The organism is Candidatus Polarisedimenticolaceae bacterium (genome assembly GCA_036376135.1).
GTDB lineage: Bacteria > Acidobacteriota > Polarisedimenticolia > Polarisedimenticolales > DASRJG01 > DASVAW01.
In genome coordinates this window covers 1-20,601 of record DASVAW010000119.1, presented here as the reverse complement: position 1 = coordinate 20,601, position 20,601 = coordinate 1, and the positions used below count along the sequence as shown (strand labels likewise).

23 protein-coding genes are annotated in these 20,601 nt (G+C 70.0%); 16 read left to right on the top strand and 7 right to left on the bottom strand.

Annotated features, from left to right (window positions below; translation table 11 throughout):
• Window positions 1-79: 79 nt before the first annotated feature.
• The 4 genes from VF139_12035 to VF139_12020 are packed head-to-tail and all read left to right on the top strand — an operon-like array spanning window position 80 to window position 2,685.
• Entirely contained in the window at window positions 80-619 is a 540-nt protein-coding gene (locus VF139_12035) for a type 1 glutamine amidotransferase domain-containing protein (protein ID HEX6852120.1), read from the top strand.
• On the top strand, window positions 616-1,791 hold the full coding sequence (locus VF139_12030; protein ID HEX6852119.1) for a glycosyltransferase family 2 protein: 1,176 nt from the start codon (window positions 616-618) through the stop codon (window positions 1,789-1,791). The genes VF139_12035 and VF139_12030 overlap by 4 nt, the downstream gene beginning before the upstream one ends.
• A 37-nt stretch (window positions 1,792-1,828) precedes the next feature.
• Window positions 1,829-2,104, top strand: coding sequence for a hypothetical protein (locus tag VF139_12025; GenBank protein ID HEX6852118.1), 276 nt, complete (start codon window positions 1,829-1,831; stop codon window positions 2,102-2,104).
• Window positions 2,104-2,685, top strand: coding sequence for a hypothetical protein (locus VF139_12020; protein ID HEX6852117.1), 582 nt, complete (start codon window positions 2,104-2,106; stop codon window positions 2,683-2,685). Before VF139_12025 ends, VF139_12020 begins: the two co-directional genes overlap by 1 nt.
• Window positions 2,686-2,715: 30 nt before the next feature.
• Here VF139_12020 and VF139_12015 read toward each other — a convergent pair whose 3' ends face one another.
• Entirely contained in the window at window positions 2,716-4,188 is a 1,473-nt protein-coding gene (locus VF139_12015) for a TIM44-like domain-containing protein (protein HEX6852116.1), read from the bottom strand.
• Window positions 4,185-4,787, bottom strand: a complete 603-nt coding sequence (locus tag VF139_12010; GenBank protein ID HEX6852115.1) for a hypothetical protein — start codon at window positions 4,785-4,787, stop codon at window positions 4,185-4,187. The genes VF139_12015 and VF139_12010 overlap by 4 nt, the downstream gene beginning before the upstream one ends.
• A 332-nt stretch (window positions 4,788-5,119) precedes the next feature.
• Between VF139_12010 and VF139_12005 the strand changes: the two genes are divergently transcribed.
• From VF139_12005 to VF139_11965, 9 genes are all read left to right on the top strand, one after another.
• On the top strand, window positions 5,120-5,566 hold the full coding sequence (locus VF139_12005; GenBank protein HEX6852114.1) for a hypothetical protein: 447 nt from the start codon (window positions 5,120-5,122) through the stop codon (window positions 5,564-5,566).
• A gap of 77 nt (window positions 5,567-5,643) precedes the next feature.
• A complete protein-coding gene (locus VF139_12000; GenBank protein HEX6852113.1) occupies window positions 5,644-6,150 on the top strand; it encodes a histidine phosphatase family protein in 507 nt (168 codons plus the stop codon).
• A gap of 31 nt (window positions 6,151-6,181) precedes the next feature.
• Window positions 6,182-6,706, top strand: coding sequence for a 3-hydroxyanthranilate 3,4-dioxygenase (locus VF139_11995; GenBank protein HEX6852112.1), 525 nt, complete (start codon window positions 6,182-6,184; stop codon window positions 6,704-6,706).
• A gap of 8 nt (window positions 6,707-6,714) precedes the next feature.
• A complete protein-coding gene (locus VF139_11990) occupies window positions 6,715-7,701 on the top strand; it encodes an amidohydrolase family protein (protein HEX6852111.1) in 987 nt (328 codons plus the stop codon).
• The gene (gene kynU / locus VF139_11985; protein ID HEX6852110.1) at window positions 7,698-8,936 is read left to right on the top strand and encodes a kynureninase; all 1,239 of its coding nucleotides are present in this window, start codon (window positions 7,698-7,700) and stop codon (window positions 8,934-8,936) included. Before VF139_11990 ends, kynU begins: the two co-directional genes overlap by 4 nt.
• Complete coding sequence (locus VF139_11980; GenBank protein HEX6852109.1) at window positions 8,933-10,258, top strand: NAD(P)/FAD-dependent oxidoreductase; 1,326 nt, start codon at window positions 8,933-8,935, stop codon at window positions 10,256-10,258. The genes kynU and VF139_11980 overlap by 4 nt, the downstream gene beginning before the upstream one ends.
• Window positions 10,255-10,992, top strand: coding sequence for a tryptophan 2,3-dioxygenase family protein (locus tag VF139_11975; GenBank protein ID HEX6852108.1), 738 nt, complete (start codon window positions 10,255-10,257; stop codon window positions 10,990-10,992). Before VF139_11980 ends, VF139_11975 begins: the two co-directional genes overlap by 4 nt.
• Complete coding sequence (locus tag VF139_11970) at window positions 10,992-12,911, top strand: PAS domain S-box protein (GenBank protein ID HEX6852107.1); 1,920 nt, start codon at window positions 10,992-10,994, stop codon at window positions 12,909-12,911. Before VF139_11975 ends, VF139_11970 begins: the two co-directional genes overlap by 1 nt.
• Entirely contained in the window at window positions 12,908-13,522 is a 615-nt protein-coding gene (locus tag VF139_11965) for a cyclase family protein (GenBank protein HEX6852106.1), read from the top strand. The genes VF139_11970 and VF139_11965 overlap by 4 nt, the downstream gene beginning before the upstream one ends.
• 141 nt (window positions 13,523-13,663) lie before the next feature.
• On the opposite strand, the gene VF139_11960 is transcribed toward VF139_11965, so the two are convergent.
• Genes VF139_11960 through VF139_11945 form a run of 4 tightly spaced genes read right to left on the bottom strand, consistent with a single transcriptional unit; the run spans window position 13,664 to window position 17,039 of the window.
• A complete protein-coding gene (locus tag VF139_11960) occupies window positions 13,664-14,044 on the bottom strand; it encodes a RidA family protein (GenBank protein HEX6852105.1) in 381 nt (126 codons plus the stop codon).
• A complete protein-coding gene (locus VF139_11955; GenBank protein HEX6852104.1) occupies window positions 14,041-15,498 on the bottom strand; it encodes an aldehyde dehydrogenase in 1,458 nt (485 codons plus the stop codon). Before VF139_11955 ends, VF139_11960 begins: the two co-directional genes overlap by 4 nt.
• On the bottom strand, window positions 15,495-16,274 hold the full coding sequence (locus tag VF139_11950; protein HEX6852103.1) for an SDR family oxidoreductase: 780 nt from the start codon (window positions 16,272-16,274) through the stop codon (window positions 15,495-15,497). The genes VF139_11955 and VF139_11950 overlap by 4 nt, the downstream gene beginning before the upstream one ends.
• Before the next feature lie 9 nt (window positions 16,275-16,283).
• Window positions 16,284-17,039: a class I SAM-dependent methyltransferase gene (locus VF139_11945; GenBank protein HEX6852102.1), complete on the bottom strand. Its 756-nt coding sequence runs from the start codon at window positions 17,037-17,039 to the stop codon at window positions 16,284-16,286.
• 42 nt (window positions 17,040-17,081) lie between these two features.
• On the opposite strand from VF139_11945, the gene VF139_11940 reads away from it, so the two are divergent.
• Window positions 17,082-18,314, top strand: a complete 1,233-nt coding sequence (locus VF139_11940) for a hypothetical protein (protein HEX6852101.1) — start codon at window positions 17,082-17,084, stop codon at window positions 18,312-18,314.
• Here the strand turns inward: VF139_11940 and VF139_11935 are convergent.
• Complete coding sequence (locus VF139_11935; GenBank protein ID HEX6852100.1) at window positions 18,311-19,186, bottom strand: hypothetical protein; 876 nt, start codon at window positions 19,184-19,186, stop codon at window positions 18,311-18,313. The genes VF139_11940 and VF139_11935 overlap by 4 nt on opposite strands.
• A gap of 43 nt (window positions 19,187-19,229) precedes the next feature.
• On the opposite strand from VF139_11935, the gene VF139_11930 reads away from it, so the two are divergent.
• Both VF139_11930 and VF139_11925 read left to right on the top strand, forming a co-directional pair.
• Complete coding sequence (locus tag VF139_11930) at window positions 19,230-19,841, top strand: superoxide dismutase (GenBank protein ID HEX6852099.1); 612 nt, start codon at window positions 19,230-19,232, stop codon at window positions 19,839-19,841.
• Between the two features lie 71 nt (window positions 19,842-19,912).
• On the top strand, window positions 19,913-20,601 hold a 689-nt coding region (locus VF139_11925; protein ID HEX6852098.1), incomplete at its 3' end, for a sialidase family protein.

Below are 20,601 nucleotides of genomic sequence, written 5' to 3'. Positions count from 1 at the left end.
AACTTGGATTCGTGTTCGTTTCAGACTTCTAAGTTGTCTGTCTTCAATCGTTTAGAATCTGACGGCTTACGGAGGCGTCATGGCGGACCTGCGCGGGCGACGGGTTCTGGTCCTGGTCGGGGACGAATACGAGGATCTGGAGCTCTGGTATCCAAAGCTCCGCGTCCAGGAGGCCGGGGGGGCGGTCGTCGTCGCCGGTCCCGAGGCCGGCCGACGATACTCGGGGAAACACGGATATCCCTGCGTCGCCGATGCCGCCGTCGGCTCCCTCGATGCGGCGGATTTCGACGCGGTGATCTGTCCGGGCGGTTGGATGCCGGACAAGCTCCGACGCGACCCGGCCGTGCTGGCGATCGTGCGCGCCCTCGCCGGCTCGAACCGCTGCGTCGCCGCGATCTGCCATGGAGGTTGGATACCGATCAGCGCCGGGGTGTATCGCGACGTTCGCGTGACGGGCTCACCGGGGATCAAGGACGACCTCGTGAACGCCGGGGCCCTCTGGATCGACGCCCCGGTCGTCGTCGACCGCTGGTCGGTGTCGAGCCGCAAGCCCGACGACCTCCCGGCGTTCTGCAGGGGGCTGATCGAGGTCGTCGCGGCGCAGCCCGAGCTCGCGTGACGGCGTTCGCGATCTGGGGCGGCGTCACGGGCCTGTTGTGGCTCGGCGTGTCGATCTTCGGCCTCTACACCGCGCTGCGCTTCGTGCGGTTCAAGGACCTCGCGCCGCCCGAGCCCGCGCGGTACCCGCGCCTGTCCGTCGTGATCGCGGCGTGCAACGAGGAGGAGCACCTCGAGTCGGCCCTCTCGAGCCTGCTCGCGCAGGACTACCCCGACCTCGAGATCGTCCTCGTGAACGATCGATCGACCGACGGCACCGGCCGCGTCGTGGACGCCCTCGCCGCACGCGACGCGCGGATCCTGCCGATCCACGTGGCCGAGCTCCCGGCGCACTGGCTCGGGAAGGTCCACGCGGTCCATCGCGGGACGCTGAAGGCGACGGGGGAGTTTCTCCTCTTCACCGACGCCGACGTCCACTTCAAGCAGGGCGCGTTGAGAAAGGCCGTCGCCCACGTCGTCGAGCGCAACCTCGACCACTTCGTCGTCGCTCCGGAGCTCGTCGCGCGGAACTTCTGGCAGGAGGTCGCCTACAACGCCTTCGCGACCGGGTTCATGGTCGGCACGCGCGCGGTGGACGTGGGGCGCGAGGGCTCCGACGCGTACGTGGGCGTCGGGGCGTTCAACCTCGTGCGGCGCTCGGCGTTCGACCGCACTCCCGGATTCGAGTGGTTGAAGATGGAGGTCCTCGACGACGTCGGCCTCGGGCTGATGCTGCAGCGCGCGGGAGCGAAGGGGGGATTCACCATCGGCCTCGGGGAGGTCGAGGTCGAGTGGTACGCCTCGCTCCGGCAGATGGTCCGCGGCCTGGAGAAGAACGCCTTCGGGGCGTACGCGATGTACCAGTACCCGCGATTGTTCGCGTTTCTCGCGTTCATCGCGGTGGTGCTGCCGGGGCCTGTCGTCGCGCTCGCGCAACCGTACTGGCCCGTCCGCGCGATCGGCATCGCCGTCGTGCTCGTGATGCTCGCGGCGGGGCTCGTCCTCAAGCAGCGGACCGGGCGCAAGATCGTGCCGCTGCTCCTCGGCCCGCTGGGCTTCCTCGTGATCGCGTGGACCCTGATCCGGTCGGCCTATTTCTGCTGGAAACGCGGCGGCATCGTCTGGCGCGGGACGCTCTATCCGATCGCGGCGCTTCGGGCTGGGTTGAGGGTGAGGCTGGGCGGGAGGGGATGAGCCGAACCCCACGGACCCGTGCGAAACTGACGGCACCATGAAGGACATCCGGCACGGGCTCGATCTCGACACTTCGCCGGAGGCGGCGCGGATCCAGATCGAGTTGATCCGCCGGAAGTCGACGGAGGAACGGGCCGAGTTGTTGACCGGGATCTGCCAAATGGTCGACACGTTCGCCGCCGCCGGAATTCGCCATCGATTCCCGAACGCTTCGGACCGCGAGGTGTTCCTGCGGCTGGCCGTGCTGCGGCTCGGAGGTGACCTCGCCCGCCGCGCTTACCCCGAGGTCGGATCGCACCTCGACGCGCCGTGATGAGCCCCGATCCGATCGAGGTCGCCTTGCGCATCAGCGCGATCCTGGAAGGAGCGGGGGTCGAGTACCTCGTCGGCGGATCGGTCGCTGCCTCGCTGAGCGGGGTCCCGCGATCGACGATGGACGTCGACATGGTCGTCCGGCTCGACGAGGGGAAGATCGAAGCGCTGGTGTGGCTGCTAGGGGAAGGCTTCTATGTCGACCGCGAAGCTCTGGTTCGCGCGGTCCGCGAACGATCGAGCGCGAACCTGATCCACCTCGAGTCCGGGATGAAGGTCGACCTGTTCGTGCTCCGCGATCACGCCGTGGACCAAGAGCAGATGCGGCGGCGACGGAAGGTTCGCGTCGCGGTCGATCCCGATCGCTTTCTGTTCGTCTATCAGCCTGAGGACATCGTCCTCCAGAAACTGCGTTGGTATCGGCTCGGGAACGAATCGTCGGACCGCCAATGGGGGGACGTGTTGTCGGTCCTGAGGGTCACCGGTGAGCACATCGATCGGCCGTACCTCGTCGCCGCAGCGGAACGCATGGACCTGTCGGAGCTGCTGGAACGGGCGCTCGCGCAGGCCGACGGACGCTGAGCCGGCGAAGGAGTTGGTGCCTGTCCCTAATTAACCCCCGTACGCGTCGTCCTGCTCGATCCGCGACACGACCCAGTCGAACTCCCCGGTCGTGAGCTTCGAGCCGCAGTACTCGCAGACGCCGGCCATGTTGATCCTGTCGAGCGGCGCGCCGCACGAGGGGCAGCTCTCGGCACCGCCCGGCACCTTGCGGGTCGCGCCGACCGCGCGCAGGAACGTCCAGTACTCGGAAAACGTGCGCGGCAGCGTCTTGCTCCCGCCGACGACCTTCCCCGACGCGTCCTCGGTCCAGTCGCGCATCGTCGCGAAGATCCGCACCGTGATCGACTCGTAGAAGGCGTCGAAGCCGACCTTTGCGACGTCCACGCGCGAGATCGTCGTCCCCTCGAGGTGATTCACGAGGCCGAACCGCTTGTACCGCTCGACCCAGAATCGGTGCGACTGGAACAACGCGTCGGTTTCGTACGGCCGGGCGAGCTCCCAGCTTCCCTTCGACCACGCGTCCTGCAGCCGAAGGAACGTCTCGCGGGCGCGCGCGTCGAAGACCTCCCACGAGAACTCGGGATGGCGCGACTCGAAGTCGCGACGCATCGCGCCCAGGCGTGGGTCGAAGCGCGTCGGGAGGTTCGTCCCCGGCTCGACGCCGCCCCCGAGCATGAGCGACGGGGGCTCGACCGTCCGTCGATCCAGGGGGAGGATCTTGGCGACCTCCCACTGCAGGAGGCCTCGCGTGCGCGGTGCGCCGCAGCTAGGGCACGAGCCGTCGGGCTTGGGCTCGAGGGTCGAGCCGCACCCGGCGCAGCCGAGAGCGCGCATCCGTTCGGGGACGGGGGAGAGCGCGCCCGCTTTCCGGCGGAACGTCCAGCGGTCCTTGAGCAGGAGCTGGCGTTCGTGTCCCTGGCGGACCTCGGTGAGATTCGTCTCGAAGTCCACGTCGAGGAGGTCGAACCCCTCCTCTCTCCGATAGCCGGACGGCGCCGTCTTCCCGAAGATGACGTCCCGGACCTGCTCGAGCCCCTCGGGGCGCGCGAAGAGGATCGGCAGCGCCTCCTCGGCGATCCACGGCTGGGCGATCTCGGCACGGCTCCCCGGTCGCGCTCCCTGCGCACGGACATACACGAGCTGCGCGAAGTCGAGGAAGACCGGCTCGGAGAAGTTCCTGTCGGCCTGACGGAGCGTGTCCAGCTGCGCCGGGGCGGGGCGCGACGGCGGGGCCGTGCGCAGGACGACCGGCTCGTAGGCGACCTGGAAGTTCCCCGCCGCCTTCATCTTCACGAAGACGACGATCGCGAGGATCACGAGGGGGATCCCGATCAGCGGGTGCCGGAAGACGAGCCAGAGCAGCAGACGCACGATCGCGTAGACCGCGAAGCCGTCGTCGCCACCGCCCCCTCCTCCGCCCGAGGATCCGCCGCCCGAGTACCCCTCGCCGCCGCCCAGACGAGCGAGCGCTTCGCTCGCCGCGAGAATCGCGAGGAGCAGGAGCGGCCAGCGCCGTCTCATCCGCGGATCCGTGGGGCGTCGGGGAGCTCGTCGGGGTTGGCACCGGTCGGCGGGACCTTCTGCGCGAGGACCTCGCCGATCCGCTTCAGCTCGCGCAGGACGTCGTCGCCCGTGCGGACGTCGACGGGGCTCCACGTTCCGGGTGCGACGCGTCCGTCGATCCCCGCGTCGGGGAGGATCTCGATGCGCCGTTCGAGTAGGGAGACGTAGACGAGGATTCCCGTGCGCTCGCGGGTGCGATCGACGCGTTCCTCGACGAACGCCGCCTGGGCCGCCTGGGCGACCTGGGCCTCGCGGCGCTTCGTCGACGTCAGCAGGCGCGCGAGCGCGGGGGTTCGATGGACGAGCCACGCCGCGGCGGCGAAGAGCGCTGCCATCTCGACGGGGACCCAGAGCGGCGAGTACGTGGCCGGACTGAAGATGAAGAAGAGCAGCGTCGCCCACGCGACGGCGGCACCGGTGGCATACGCGACGTCGCGGTACGACCCCGAGCGCACGGCGAGGACGACGACGACCTCGGCGGCGGTTGTCTTTTCGAGCTCGCGGACGGCCTGCGTGACCGAGTTCCGGAAGGGAGCGTCCGCGTGGAGGACGTGCATGGCGCGAGGAGTATAGACTTGCCGAACCGAACGCCGCGCGGTTGGAGAGAACCATGAGGGACGACTCGGGTCGCAGGGCTGCCGTCATCCTCGCCTGTCTTGCACCGGTCTCGTCTGCATGCTCACCCGAGCGGAGGCCCTCGAGTCGACGCCCTCACAAGTCACTCCGGAGTGACGCTCGCGAAAGGAATGATCCGATGGACAAGCCAAACGCCCTCGGAATGCACCGGGTGTTCATGTGCGGACTCGTGGTGGTTTGTATTCTCGCCCGCCTATCGAGCCCGTCGTGGGGCGCGCCAGTATCAAAGGACGAAGGACCGAGTCGGCCCGAGTTGCGCGTCATCCTGAGCGCCAGCGAGGTAGAGGTGTCTTACGACGGTGACGTGGCGCTCCTCGTGCTGCTTCGTAACGACTCAATCTACCCGCTCAGAGTGTTTGGGCAGGTCGGCTTTGGTCTTTCGGCTGGCCTGGTGTTGCACATCGTCGACGAGAGTGGGGCGCCAGTTCAGTCGCCGTTTCTTCTAGACGCCCAGGTGCGGCCCCCGAAACGTGATGACCCGCATTCGCTGGTCCACTTGGAGGGGGGTTTGTCACTCGGCGTGAACCTGACAGGCCCGGCGAAGGATCTCTTCCCGTCCCGAGGACGATACAGGCTGCATGTGACCTATCTCTGCCCGGTGCGCCAGGGGTACCTGCGAGCGGTTGACTCCGAAGTGACAACGGTCTGGCGTGAGTCCGGCGTGTGGGAGTCTGAGGAGATCGCGATCACCGTCAAGTAGTCGGAACGTGTCGAAGATGGTGAGCCGCCTCGATGACCGGCCGCTCCGACCGTCGCGACAGCGTGTACGATTCCCCCGTGAAGACCCTCCTCCTCATGCGCCACGCGAAGTCCGACTGGGGCGAGGCCGGCCTCGAGGACTTCGAGCGCCCCCTGACCTCGCGCGGGCTCGAGGACGCCCCACGAATCGGGCGCGCCCTCGCCGCGGCCGGCGTCGTTCCCGATCGGATCCTCGCGTCGCCCGCGCGGCGCGCGAAGGAGACCGCGGAGCGCGTCGCGAAGGGGTGCGGCTTCGCGGGTTCGATCCACTGGGAGGACTCGCTCTACGACGCTCCCGGGTCCGCCTGGCTCGAGGCGGCGCGGGGGATCGCCGCCAAGGCCGAGGTCGCGCTGATCGTCGCGCACAGCCCCGGGATCGCCGAGGCGGCCGCGACGATCCTCGGCGGGAAGGCGCGGCTGCGGTTCCCGACCGGAAGCGTCGCCTGCCTCGACCTCGACCTCGAGAAGTGGAGCGATCTGCTGGGGGGCGCCGGGGAGCTCCGATGGCTCCTGATCCCGCGTCTGGTGAAGGCCCTCGGGGTGTAGAATCCCGGCGTTTTCCCGGGAGGAAATCGCCATGGCCCTCAGCGTCTTCAACCTCAGGAAGTGGGTCGACGAGAACCGCCACCTGCTCAAGCCGCCGGTCGGCAACAAGATGATGTGGGGCGACGGGGAGTTCCTCGTCATGGTCGTCGGCGGGCCGAACGCGCGGAAGGACTACCACGTCGAGGACGGTGAGGAGCTCTTCTACCAGATCGAAGGGGACATCACCGTCAAGGTGATCGAGAACGGCACCCCGCGGGACATCGTGATCCGCGAGGGGGACCTCTTCCTCCTTCCCGCCGGGATCCCGCACTCGCCGCAGCGCCCCGCCGGGACGATCGGCCTCGTCGTCGAGCGGATGCGCGCGACGAGCGAGATCGACCACCTCAAGTGGTACTGCGAGAAGTGCGGCGAGTTGTTGTACGACGCCTCGTTCCACTGCAAGGACCTCGGCACGCAGCTCAAGCCGGTCATCGAAGGGTTCTTCGCCGACGAGGCGAAGCGCACCTGCCGCAAGTGCGGGACCGTGATGCAGCCGCCGGCGGCAGCCAGGGCGTGACGGGGGCGATGCCCCGCAAGGTCGACCTCCACACGCACGTCCTGCCCAAGGAGTGGCCGGACCTCGAGGCGCGTTACGGGTACCCCGGGTTCGTGAGGCTCGAGCATCATCGCGCCGGGTGCGCGCGGATGATCGTCGGCGGAAGCGTCTTCCGCGAGATCGGCGACAACTGCTGGGATCCGGTCAAGCGCCTCGCGGAATGCGACGCGGCGGGCATCGATCTCCAGGTGCTCTCCACGGTCCCCGTCATGTTCAGCTACTGGGCGAAGGCCGCCGACGGCCTCGACCTGTCCCGCCTGCTCAACGACCACCTCGCGGAGATCGTCGGGCGGTGGCCGACGCGGTTCGCCGGGCTCGGCACGATCCCGCTGCAGGATCCCGGGCTCGCGATCGGCGAGCTCGAGCGGTGCGTGGGCGAGCTCGGCCTCGACGGCGTGCAGATCGGCTCGAACGTGAACGGGAGAAACCTCGACGACCCCGAGCTGTTCCCCGTCTTCGAGCGCGCGGCCGACCTCGACGCGGCGGTGTTCGTGCACCCCTGGGAGATGCTCGGCCGCGACCGGATGTCGAAGTACTGGCTCCCGTGGCTCGTCGGCATGCCTGCGGAAACCGCCGTCGCGGTCTGCTCGGTGATCTTCGGCGGCGTGCTCGAGAGGTTGCCGTCGCTCCGGATCGGGTTCGCGCACGGAGGAGGGTCGTTCCCCGGGACCTTCGGCCGGATCCAGCACGGAGCCGAGGCGCGACCGGACCTCGTCCCCTGCGCGCCGAGCGGCTACCTCGGCCGGTTCTTCGTCGATTCGCTGGTGCACGACGCCGACGCGCTGCGGTTCCTCATCCGGCTGGTGGGCGCGGAGCGGATCGCGCTCGGGTCGGACTATCCGTTCCCGCTCGGCGAAGAGGTCCCCGGGGCGATGATCGAGTCGATGAGCGACCTCGACGCCGAGACGCGCACGCGCCTCCTGTCGGGGACGGCGATGGAGTTTCTCGGGCGATGAGGCTCGGAGAGCAGGAGGCGATCGCGCTCGACGCCGCCGACCCGCTCGCGCGGTTCCGCGACCGGTTCGAGCTCCCGACGGGGCCGGACGGCCGCTCGCTCGTCTACCTCGCCGGGAACTCGCTCGGGCTGATGCCGCGCGCCGCGCGGGCCTACGTCGCCCAGGAGCTCGACGACTGGGCCCGCCTGGGTGTGGAAGGGCACTTCCACGCGAAGACGCCGTGGTACGGCTACCACGAAACGCTCCGCGATCCGCTGGCGCGACTGGTCGGGGCGCTCCCCGGCGAAGTCGTCGCGATGAACTCCCTCACCGTGAACCTCCACCTGATGCTGGCGACGTTCTACCGCCCGACGCCCTCGCGCCACGCGATCCTGATCGAGGAGAAGGCGTTCCCCTCCGACATCTACGCCGCGCAGTCGCAGGCGACGCTTCGCGGCCTCGATCCGGCGTCCTCGGTGCTGGTCGTTCCCGAGACGGAGGTCCTCGAGACGCTGGAGCGCAGGGGAGGAGAGATCGCGGTCGTGCTGCTGTCGGGAGTCCAGTACTACGGCGGCCGGCTCTTCGACATCCCCGCGATCACGCGCGCCGCGCGGTCGAAGGGGTGCGTCGTGGGGTGGGACCTCGCGCACGCCGCGGGGAACGTGCCCCTCGAGCTCCACGACTGGAACGTCGATTTCGCGGCGTGGTGCTCCTACAAGTACCTGAACGCCGGCCCCGGGGCGATCGCCGGGTGCTTCGTGCACGAGCGGCACGCGTCGAACGTCGCGCTTCCGCGGATGGGGGGCTGGTGGGGGAACGACCCCGAGACCCGGTTCCGGATGCACCTCAACGAGACCTTCGTGCCGCGCGCCACGGCGGACGGGTGGCAGCTGTCCAACCCCCCGATCCTCGCGATGGCGCCGCTGCGTGCGTCGCTCGAGATCTTCGACGAAGCCGGGATCGGCCCGCTGCGCTCGAAGTCGCTGAGGCTGACCGCGTTCCTCGAGGCGCTGCTCGAGGCGGTGCCGGGTTCCCCGTTCGAGATCCTGACGCCGCGCGATCCGGAGGCGCGGGGGTGCCAACTCTCGCTCCGGGTCAAGGACCGGCCGCGCGAGCGTTTCGCCGCGCTCGAGGCGGCGGGGGTCGTCGCCGACTTCCGGCCGCCCGAGGTGATCCGCGTGGCCCCGGTTCCGCTGTACAACTCGTTCCATGACGTCTGGCGGGCGGCCGAGGCGATCGCGGAGGTGGGAGCGTGAGGCGCAAGGTCACCGTCGTCGGCGCCGGGCTCGGGGGCTCCCTCGCCGCCCTGTTCCTGGCGCGGCAGGGGCACGAGGTCGCGATCCACGAGCGGCGCCCCGATCCGAGGAAGGGGCCGGCGACGCGCGGGCGGTCGATCAACCTCGCGATCTCGACGCGGGGCCTGGCCGCCCTCGAGGCGGTCGGCCTGGACGCCGCGGTGCGCGAGATGTCGGTCCCGATGCGCGGGCGGATGATCCATCCCGTCGAGGGCGCGCTCGCCTATCAGCCGTACGGTTCGGAGGCGCACCACGTGTTGCACTCCGTGTCGCGCGCGGGGCTGAACCGGCTGCTGGTGGAGGCGGTCGAGCGGCTCCCGAACGCCCGCGTCGTCTTCGGGAGACGCTGCACCGGCGTCGACCTCGACCGTGCCGCCTGCACCTTCGAGGACGTGGCCACGGGCGCGCACGACGAGGTCGTCGCGGACGTCGTCGTGAGCGCCGACGGCGCCTACTCGGAGATCCGCGGCGCGCTGCAGCGCACGGACCGTTTCGAGTACTCGCAGTCCTATCTCGGGCACGGTTACCGCGAGCTCGCCATCCCGCCCGCGCCGGGAGGAAAACACCGCCTGGAGCCGAACGCGCTGCACATCTGGCCGCGCGGCGGCTTCATGATGATCGCGCTCCCGAACGCCGACGGCTCGTTCACCTGCACCTGCTTCTGGCCGTTCGACGGTCCCAACGGCCTCTCCACACCGAAGACCGAGCGCGACGTCCTCGACTACTTCGGGCGCGTCTTCCCCGACGCCGTGCCGCTGATCCCGACCCTGGGCTCCGACTTCCTCCTCAACCCGATCGGCTCGCTCGTCACCGTGCGCTGCGCGCCCTGGTTCTGGAAGGACAAGGCGGTCCTCCTCGGCGACGCGGCGCACGCGATCGTCCCGTTCTACGGACAGGGCGCGAACGCCGCCTTCGAGGACTGCCTGGTCCTCGACCGGTGCTGGCGCGAGAGCGCGGAGGATCTCTCCGCCGCGTTCGAACGCTACTTCCGCGAGCGGAAGGTCCACGCCGACACCGTCGCCGACCTGGCGATCGCGAACTTCGTCGAGATGCGGGACAAGACGGCGTCCCCCTGGTTCCGACTCGGCAAGCGCTTCGAAAAGCTCCTGCACCGCCTGTTCCCGGGGTCGTTCGTGCCCCTCTATTACCTCGTGTCGTTCAGCCGGACTCCCTACGCGGACGCGGTCCGGAGGGCGGCCGACCAGTGGCGCGTCGTGCGCTGGGTGGGCGCGGGGATCGTTTTCGCGGCGGCGGCCGCCGCTGCTATCCTCGCGCAGCGATGAGCGAGCTGACCTACGCGAGTTACCTGAAGCTCACGGAGCTCCTCCGGCTCCAGACGCCGCGCTCGGACCCCCCTGAACACGACGAGATGCTCTTCATCGTCATTCACCAGGTCTACGAGCTGTGGTTCCTGGAGATCCTCCACGAGATCGAGAAGGTGAAGCGCGACTTCACCGCGGGCGACCTCTGGGGGGCGGTGCACACCCTCAAACGCGTCCGGATGATCCTGAAGACCGCTGTGGCGCAGCTCGACATCCTCGAGACGATGACCCCGATGTCGTTCGCCTCGTTCCGAAGCCGCCTCGAGACCGCCTCGGGGTTCCAGTCGTACCAGTTCCGCGAGCTGGAGTACGTACTCGGCTACCGGCGTCCGGAGCTGCTGAAGTACCACCCCGAGGGCTCCGAGGCGCGCCGCCGCCTCGAGGCCCGTCTCGCCGAGCGCTCGCTGCTCGATCATTTCGACGACTTCCTCGCCCACCACGGCGTCGAGCCGGCCGCCCGCCGGGAGGGGCTGCTCCGGCTCTACCGGACGCGCCCCGACCTCGCGATCCTCTTCGAATTGATGACGGACATCGACGAGGGGATGCAGGAGTGGCGGTACCGGCACGTGAAGCTCGTGGAGCGGACGATCGGCGCCAAGAAGGGGACGGGAGGCTCGCCGGGGGTGGCCTTCCTGAAGGAATCGCTCTTCAAGCCGTTCTTCCCCGATCTGTGGGCGATCCGGCACGAGCTCTGATGGGCGGCGGCGGTCCCGAACCGGAAGTCGACTTCTACCGGTTGATGGTGGAGGGTGCGGAGGGGCTCTTCTTCTACATCCACGACGCCGAACACCGCTTCACCTGGCTCTCCCCTTCCGTCCGCTCGGTGCTCGGGTTCGAACCGGAGGAGCTGCTCGGGCGCCCCTACGACGATCTGCTCGATCCGGGGCGCCCCGCGAACGGGGTGCACGCGAGCACCGACGGGGCGCTGGCCGACGGCGTGCGCCGCGAGCCGTACGAGGCGTTCGTGCGCCGCAAGGACGGGACCGGCATCGTGCTCGAGCTCATCGAGGAGCCCTTTCCAGCGCCCGACGGCCCGACGCGCATGCGAGGATTCGCGCGCGACATCACGCGGCGCAAGGAGGAGCAGGACGCCCTGCGGCGGAGCGAACGTCGCTTCCGCTCCCTCGTCGAGGCCACCAGCGACTGGATCTGGGAAGTCGACCGCAACGGGCGGTACACCTACGTGAGCCCCAAGGTGGTCGATCTGCTCGGTTATTCGGTCGAGGAGATCCTCGGCCGCTCGCCGTTCGATCTGATCGTCCCCGAGGAGCGCGACGCGGTGCGCGCCGCGTTCGAGCGTTGCGTGCGCGAGAAGCGGCCGATCGCCCGCCTGGAGAACACGAATCTGCGCTCGGACGGCGGGCGCGTGGTCCTCGAGACCAGCGGCGTTCCGCTGTTCTCCGAAACGGGGCAACTGACGGGATTCCACGGCGTCGATCGCGACGTCACGGACCGCAAGCGACTGGAGCTGCAATTCCTCCAGGCCCAGAGGCTCGAGGCCGTGGGGCGGCTCGCCGGCGGGATCGCGCACGACTTCAACAACCTGCTCACCGTGATCCTCGGGTTCAACGAGCTCGCCTCGACGAGCGCGGCGGCGGAAGCCAGCCCCGAGCTGCGTCAGCGCCTCGGGGAGATCCGCAAGGCGAGCGAGCGCGCGGCGTCCCTCGTGCGGAAGATCCTCGCGTTCTCCCGGCGCCAGGTCGTGGAGCTGCGGGTCGTCGACCTGCACGCGGGGCTGAACGAGCTGGCGCCGATGCTGCGGCGCCTGCTCGGCGAGGACGTGACCCTCGCGCTGCGGTTCACCTCGCGTCCGGCCCTCGTGAAGGCCGACCCGACCCAGATCGAGCAGGTCGTCGTGAATCTCGCCGTGAACGCCCGCGACGCGATGCCGGAGGGAGGCACCCTCTCGATCGAGACCGAGATCGTCGACCTGGACGGCGGAGCGGGGAGCTCGGAATGCGTTCGGCTCACCGTCGCCGACACCGGGACCGGAATGCCCCCCGAAGTGCTGGGGAAGATCTTCGAGCCGTTCTTCACGACCAAGCCGCTCGGCGTCGGCACCGGCCTCGGGTTGTCCACGGTTTACGGTCTCGTGCGGCAGCTCGAGGGAGACATCCTGGTCGAGAGCCGGCCGGGTGCCGGGACGACGTTCACGATCCACCTCCCGACCTCGCGCGAGCGCCGCTCCGCGGAGCGGCCGCGCACCTCGGAGGGGGAGATCCCCCTGGGGACGGAGTCGGTGATGGTCGTCGAGGACGAGCCGGCGATCCGCCGGGTGGTCGAGGACGCGCTGCGCGCCTGCGGATACGAGGTGCACGCCCCGGCGACCGCGGAGGAGGCGCTCGAGATCCTGACGCGGCGCCCCGATCGCTTCGCGCTCCTCCTGACCGACGTGGTGATGCCCGGTCTCAGCGGCCCGGCGCTCGCGGAGCGCGTGCGCGCGGTCGCGCCGAAGGTCCGCCTGGTCTTCATGTCCGGCTACGCGGAGGAGGTGATCGCGCGCCACGGCGGCGAGGCGAGCGGAACGCCTTTCCTCCCCAAGCCGTTCACGATCGCGCAGCTGGCCAGGAAGGTCCGCGAGGTGCTCGACGCCGGGGAGACGGAGGTCCGGTGATCCTCGACATCTCTCCCCTCGTGTCGCCGCGTCTGGCGGTCTGGCCCGGCGACACGCCGCCCTCCCGCGAGGTGTTGTGCGACATGAAGGCCGGGGCGAACCTCACGTTGTCGACGCTGCGTGCCACCGTCCACCTCGGCGCACACGCCGACGCGCCGAGCCACTACGGCCGCGACGCCGCGTCGATCGACGCGGTTTCGCTCGACGCCTACGTCGGGCCGTGCCGGGTGATCCGCGTCGCGGTCGCGAGAGGGGCTCGGATTCCGGCGTCGGCGGTCCCCCAAGGGCCGCTTCCGCCGCGCCTCCTGCTGCGCACCGACACCTATCCGGACCCGGAGCGTTTCGACGAGGACTTCGCGGCCCTCGACCCGGCGCTCGTCGACGTCCTGCACGCGAGGGGAGTCATCCTCGTCGGGATCGACACCCCCAGCGTGGACCTCTTCTCCTCGAAGGACCTGCCGGCGCACGGCCGGTTCCTCGCGCACGGCATGGCGATCCTGGAGGGGCTCGTGCTGCGCGACGTTCCCGAGGGTGACTACGATCTGATCGCGCTGCCCCTCAAGCTCGAGGGGTTCGACGCGAGCCCGGTGCGCGCCGTCCTGAGAAAATAGGGACAGCAACCTTTAATTGGGGACAGTCACCGTATTTCTGCAGGGAACCGACCCGCGGGCGTGCGGCGACCGATACCGACAGAGCGCGGGTCGGTTCCCTGCAGAAATACGGTGACTGTCCCCAATTAAAGGTTGCTGTCCCTATTTCTTCAGGTACGCGACGACCTTCAGCTCGACGTCGATCGGCGTCGGCAACGCCCCGACTTCCACCGTCGTGCGCGTCGGGCGGTTCGTCGCGAAATGTTCCGCGTACAGGCGATTGAACGACGGGAAGTCGCGCTTCATGTTCGTGAGAAACACCGTCACGTCCACGATGTCCTCCCACGACGCCCCCGCGTCCTCGAGGACGGTGCGCACGTTGCGGAACACGGCGAGCGCCTGCTCCTCGAACGTGGTCGGGATCGCGTTCGTCCCCGGGGTCCGCGGGCCGATTCCGGAGAGGAACAGGAAGTCGCCGACCCGCTTGGCGTGGGGGAAGGCGCCGACCGGCTCGGGGGCGCGCGAGCTGACGTAGTCGCTCATTCGGGCACCTGCACGCAGACGTTCTTGGGCTCGGTGAAGAAGCGCAGCGCCTCCTCGCCGCCTTCGCGCCCGACGCCGCTCGACTTCATGCCGCCGAACGGAACGCGCAGGTCGCGCACCATCCAGCAGTTGACCCAGACCGTCCCGGCGTCGAGGCGGTCGGCGACGCGATGGGCGCGAGAGACGTTCTCGGTCCACAACGACGCCGCGAGCCCGTACTCGGTGCCGTTGGCGAGGGCGATCGCGTGGTCCTCGTCGTCGAAGGGCAGGACGGTCACGAACGGCCCGAAGACCTCCTCGCGGTTGGTGCGGCATTCCTGCGGGAGGTCGATCACCACCGTCGGCATCACGAACCAGCCGTCGCGGCAGCGGTCGTTGACCGGCCCAGCCGGGCCGCCGCCGGCCACGATCGAGCCCCCCTCGCGTCGTGCGAGGTCGATGTACCCGAGGACCTTCTCGAAGTGCGCCTTCGAGACGACCGCGCCTTGCTCCGTTCCCGGCTCGAGCGGATCGCCCACGCGGAGCGTCCTCGCGGAGGTCGCGAAGCGCTCGAGGAACTCGGCGTAGACGGGCCGCTCCACGAGGATGCGCGAGCCGCAGAGACAGATCTGACCCTGGTTCGAGAAGGCCGCCCGCAGCGCGCCGCGCACGGCCCGGCCGAGGTCGGCGTCCGCGAAGACGAGCGTCGGGTTCTTCCCGCCGAGCTCGAGGGAGATCTTCTTGAATCGCGGCGAGGCGTTGCGCGCGATGTCGGCGCCGGTCGCGGTGCCGCCGGTGAAGGAGACGGCGCGGATCCCCGAGTGGGAGACGAGCGCGGGACCGGTCTTCGCGCCGAGGCCGTGCACGATGTTGAGGACCCCCGGCGGAAGCCCCGCGTCGCGGGCGATCTCCGCGAGGCGGAACGCCGTCATCGGCGTCACTTCGGAGGGTTTCGCGACGACCGTGTTCCCGGCGGCGAGGGCGGGGGCGACCTTCCAGGTCAGCAGGTACAGCGGCAGGTTCCAGGGCGAGATGCACGCGACCGGGCCCAGCGGCCGGCGCAGGGTGTAGTTCAGCGCCGCGTGGTCGGTCGCGTGGAGCTCCGACGAGGTGTGGAGGATCGCCGTCGCGAAGAAGCGGAAGTTCGCGACGGCGCGGGGAATGTCGACGGTCCGGGCGACCTCGAGGGGCTTCCCGGTGTCGATGCACTCCTCCATCGCGAGGCGGTACGCGTCGGCCTCGATCCGGTCGGCGATGGCGAGGAGCAGCTTCGACCGCTCCTGCGCGGTCGTGCGCGACCACCCGGGGAACGCCCGCGTCGCGGCATCGACCGCCGCGTCGACGTCGGACGCGTCGGAGTCGGGGGCGAGGGCCCAGGGGTGGCCGACCGCCGGGTCGAAGACCTCGAAGTAGCGGTTCGAGGCGGGCGGAAGGCATTCCCCGCCGACGAAGTTGAGGATGCGCGCGAGGCTCATAACGCCAGCGTCCTTCCGCCGTCCACCGGGATGCTGACGCCGTTGACGTAACCCGCCTCGGGGCCGGCGAGGAACGCGGCGAGCGCGGCGAGCTCCGAGGGGTCGCCGAACCGTCCCGCGGGGACCTCGCTCTCGAACCCCGCGAGAATCGTCTCCTGGGGGACCCCTGCGGCCCCGGCCCGGGCGGCGGCGATCGAGGTCAGCCGCTGCGTGCGCGTGTATCCCGGAAGGAGGTTGTTCACGGTGATGCCGTGCGCGCCGACCTCGAGGGAGAGGGTCTTCGCCCACGACGCGACCGCCGCGCGCACGGTGTTCGACACGCCGAGGCCCGGGATGGGCTGCTTCACCGAGGTCGAGATCACGTTGAGGATCCGCCCGTAACGCGCCTCCTTCATCCCGGGAAGGAACGCCTGCACGAGGACGTGGCTCGCGAGCAGGTGCGACCGGAACGCCTCGAGGAACTCCTCGGGGGTGGCGTCGACGATCGCGCCGCCGGGTGGGCCCCCGGTGTTGTTCACCAGGACGTGGACCGGCCCGAGCGCGGCTTCCTCCCGGCCGGCCCGGCGCACCGCGTCGGTGTCTCGCGAGTCCGCCACGCGGACGCGGTGCCCCTCTCCGGGAAGCGAGGCGAGCGCCCCCTCGAGCCGCTCGCGGTCCCGGGAGAACAACGTGACCGCGGCGCCGCGCCCGGCGATCGCGATCGCGCACGCGAGGCCGATTCCCTGCGTGCTGCCGCAGACGACGGCGCGACGACCTTCCAACGCTCGATCGGGCATGCCGGAAGACTACCCCATCCACAGCGACCGCGCGGTGAGCTCTCGATGGTCGAGCCCCGCCGCCCGATCGAACTTGGCGAGGAGCTCGGGGAGGTCGAGCCGGAATCGCCAGGAGTCGTCTCGGCCGCCGGAGGCGAGGAACGCCTCGGACCAGCCCCCCCACCACGGCACCGGTCGCCTGGCGATCGGCTCGACGACGAGCACCGACGAGCCGGCCCGGGCCGCGCCGAGCAGCTTCTCGCGCAGGCGGTCCCGCGCGGGGCCGTCGAGCTCGTTCACACAGAACGCCGCGACGATCCCGACCCCCGCTCCCTCCAGCGGCACCTCCACGGCGTCGCCGCGGCGAAAGGTGGCGTCGAGGCCGAGGTCGTGCGCGGTCCGGCGCGCCTCCTCGAGCGCCCAGCCGTTCCTGTCGATCCCGACCACGCGCGCCCTGCCGCCGGATTCGAGGGCCCACGCCGCGCCGGCCGCCGCGGTCCCGCATCCCAGGTCGACGATCGTCCGCGGCGTCCCCCTCGCCGCCCCGAGCACGCGCACGATCTCCCGCACGAGCAGGAAGTGGAGCGGCCCGTAGTAGAGGGCGAAGGCCGCGCGTTTCCCGGCGCCGTCGAAGGCGGCCCCTTGGGAGAGCTTCCCCCGCCGCTCGACGTAGAGGGACGAGAGCGCCTGCAGTGCGCGCCGGACTTCCGGGAAGGTGAGGTCCGCGAGATGGCGCGCCTCGAGCGCCCGCAGCCAGGGAAGCAGGGGATCGGCCGCGTCGCGCATCGCCGTGTAGGATACGTGGGGCTCGCTTTCACGGGAGGTCCCATGCGTCCCACGTCGATCGCGCTTCTCCTCGCGCTGGCCGGTGCGGCCTCGGTCGTCCGGTCCCAGACCATCGACGCCGCCGCCGCGAAGGCGGCGGTCGAGGACGTCTCGGCGCAGCTCGCGCAGATTCGCGGCCTCTCCTACAAGTCCTCCGTCCCGGTGAGGGTCGTGGACGACGCGTTCGCGCGTGGGCACGTCACCGCCCGCTTCAAGAAGTTCATGCCCGAGGCCGAGCTCGCCGCGACGGCGAAGGCCTGGGAGCTCCTCGGCGTCGTGCCTGCGGGGACGGACATCCTGAAGTCGTTCCTCGACGCCCTCGAGGAACAGGCGGGGGGCTTCTACGACCCGGAGACGAAGTCGTTCTTCCTGCTCGACGACATGCCCAGGGGAATGGCCGCGCTCCTTGCCGCGCACGAGCTGACGCACGCCCTGGAGGACCAGCACTACGACCTCGACGCCCGGATCGCCGCCGCCAAGGGGGACGACGACCGGATGTTCGCGATCGGCGCCGTGCACGAGGGAAGCGCCATGGCGGCGATGAGCGTCTACATGTCCCGCGCGATGAGCTCCGGGAAGCTCACGCAGGACGCGCTCCAGGAGTTCGCGAAGAGCGAGGCGGGAAAGGCGGAGAAGCTCAACCGGATGCCGGCGGCGCTGCGGCGTCAGATGATCGGGCCGTACCTGCTCGGCGTCGGATTCGTCGCCCGTGGGGACCTCGTGTCGGTGATGCAGAAGGGGTACCCCACGGCGGACGCGGAGCGCTTCTACAAGTCCGGCCCGGTCTCCTCGGAGCAGATCCTGCACCCCGAGAAGTACTGGGATGACGCCAGACGCGACCTCCCCAAACCGGTGTCCGTGGGTGACGCCGGCCGGTCGCTCGGCCGGGGCTGGAAGCGGTCCCTCGCCGGGAATCTCGGCGAGCTCATGGTCGGGGTGATGGTCGGCGCGACGACGCCCGACACGAACGACCCGGCGGCGCAGGCGCCGTCGGCGTGGACCCACGTGGCCGCGGCGGGATGGGGCGGCGACCGCTGGGAGCTCTGGCAGAACGGAGATCGCGCCGTCGCGCTCCTCGCGACCGTCTGGGACAGCGAGAAGGACGCGCAGGAGTTCGCGGACGCGCTCGCCGGGAAGCCCGGACTGCGCGTCGCTCGCGCGGGGTCGCGGGTGGGGGTGCTCGCCGGCGACGCGGGGGAGGGGGCGGAGAGAACGCTCGCGGCGCTTCTGCGCTAGGGCGTTCCCCGGAGCCGATTGAACGGTCCCCGGCCCGCGGGTTGTTTCGACGTCGAGGCCCCGTCCCGGTCGAATCGCCGGGCTCCTGCGGGAAGCTCGACGACCAGCGCGCCGTCCGCGTCGATCGACCAGGACCTGGGCTCCTCGTCCGATCCGTAGGACCAGCCGTAGGTCCACCGCGTCCCGTGGGTCAGGTCGAAGACGACGATGGCGCGGTCGGGGGTTCCCGCCCGGGCGGGGTAGGCGATGTCGACCGCCAGGACCGGGGCGTCCGCCGCCGCGGCGGCGTCCACCGCCTCCCCCTCGGGGGGGGCGATCCGGGCGGTTTCCTTCCCATCCGGCCCGAAGACGCGGATCTCTCCGCCGAGCCCCGCGGAGTCGGTGAGGATGACCGCGGCCCCCGATCCCAGAGGCGCGACGATCCCCTCCTTGACGAATCGTCCCGCCGGAAGGTCGACGCTCCAGCGACCGCCGGGACGATCGGGATCGATCCAGGTGAGTCGCTCGTTCCCCGTGAGCGTTCCCGACTCGCCCGGCTCGCGCAGGGAACGCCGGTCGTGGTAGCGGGTCTGCCGGACGACGGCGGCGCTCCCGTCGGAGGCGAGGATCACTTCCTCGACCAGTCCCCGCTCCTCGACCATGCCCGGAACGGCGGTCTTCGCCGCATCCCGCTGCTGCAGGAGCCCGCGGTCGAGGATCGGGACGCCGTCGCGAAACACGACGAGACGGGCCCCGGAGTCCGGGTTCGTCCGCACGGAAGCCGGGATCGGCAGGTCCCGGTAGACGGCGTCGTCCACGGCGTAGAGCGCGACGCGGTTCACGGCCGTCTCGGTGGCGGCGAGGGTGGCGGCGAGGGCAAGCGCGGCGAACATCCCGGGGATTGTAGAATGATCCGGCTTTTCCCACGGAGGAACCATGGCTCACGTACTCGACCCGCTGCCCTACGCCTACGACGCACTCGAGCCGCACATCGATGCGCGCACGATGGAAATCCACCACGGCAAACACCACAACGCCTACGTCACCAACCTCAACAAGGCCCTCGAGGCGCACGCCGGCCTCCAGTCGCTGTCGATCGAGGCGTTGATCGGCAACCTCGGCCAGGTCCCCGATGCGGTCCGCACCGTCGTCCGCAACAACGGCGGCGGCCACTTCAACCACACGCTCTTCTGGAAACTGATGAAGAAGGGGGGCGGCGGCGAGCCCGTCGGCACGCTGAAGGGCGCGATCGCGTCCTCCTTCGGCTCGTTCGACGAGTTCAAGACGAAGTTCGCCGCGGCCGCCGTCGGCCGATTCGGCTCCGGCTGGGCGTGGCTTTCCGTCCGCGAAGGCAAACTCGTCGTCGAGTCCACCGCGAACCAGGACACCCCGCTGATGGACGGAGGCAAGGCGGTCCTCGGCCTCGACGTCTGGGAGCACGCCTATTACCTCCACTACCAGAACCGCCGCCCCGACTACGTCGCCGCGTGGTGGAACGTCGTCAACTGGGCCCAGGCCGAGGAGAACTACCTCGCCGCGATGAAGTAAAAGGGGCCAGACCCCTTTTCCTCCCCCCGGAAGATGTCGTATAGGTAGCCGCCGCCTTCCGGGGGGAATCCGTGACCAAGTACCCGCACGCCGCCGTTCTCGCCCTCGCCCTGCTCGCGTCCTGCGCCCACCGGGCCCAGCCGGCGCGCGATCCGGGCGACCCGCTCCTCGAACCGCTTCCCACCCCCGAGCAGCTGCGCGCCCTGGCCCTCGAGCACCGCGGGCTCCCGTCCGACTTCGAGGGGGCGATCCCCCCGAAGGAAAGCTGGATCGGCGTGAGGCGCGAGCCCGCGTCCGAGCCCACGACGGTGACCGCGAGCGCGAACGTCCGCGTGAACCAGGACGCCTCGGGGTTCGACCAGAACGAGTTCGACCTCTCCTCGAGCCCGACGAACCCGCTCAACCTGATCGGCGGCGGCAACGACTACCGCACCGGCAGCGTCAAGTGCGGCTGGTACGCGAGCCAGGACGGCGGACTCACCTGGACCGACGGCGTCCTCCCGGAGAACACGTTCCCGTACCAGGGGGACCCCACGGTCGCCCATTGCGCCGACGGCTCCGCGATCTACGTCTGCCTCTCGTTCACCGGAGCCTACCAGCCGCACGGCCTGTTCTCGTACCGGACGACGGACGGCGGGCAAACCTGGTCGAATCCCTCGACGATCCTCAGTCGCCAGAACGGTTTCCCGTTCGCCGACAAGGAGTGGGTCTGGTGCGACCCGACGCCGGGAAGCCCGAACGCGAACCGCGCCTACGTCAG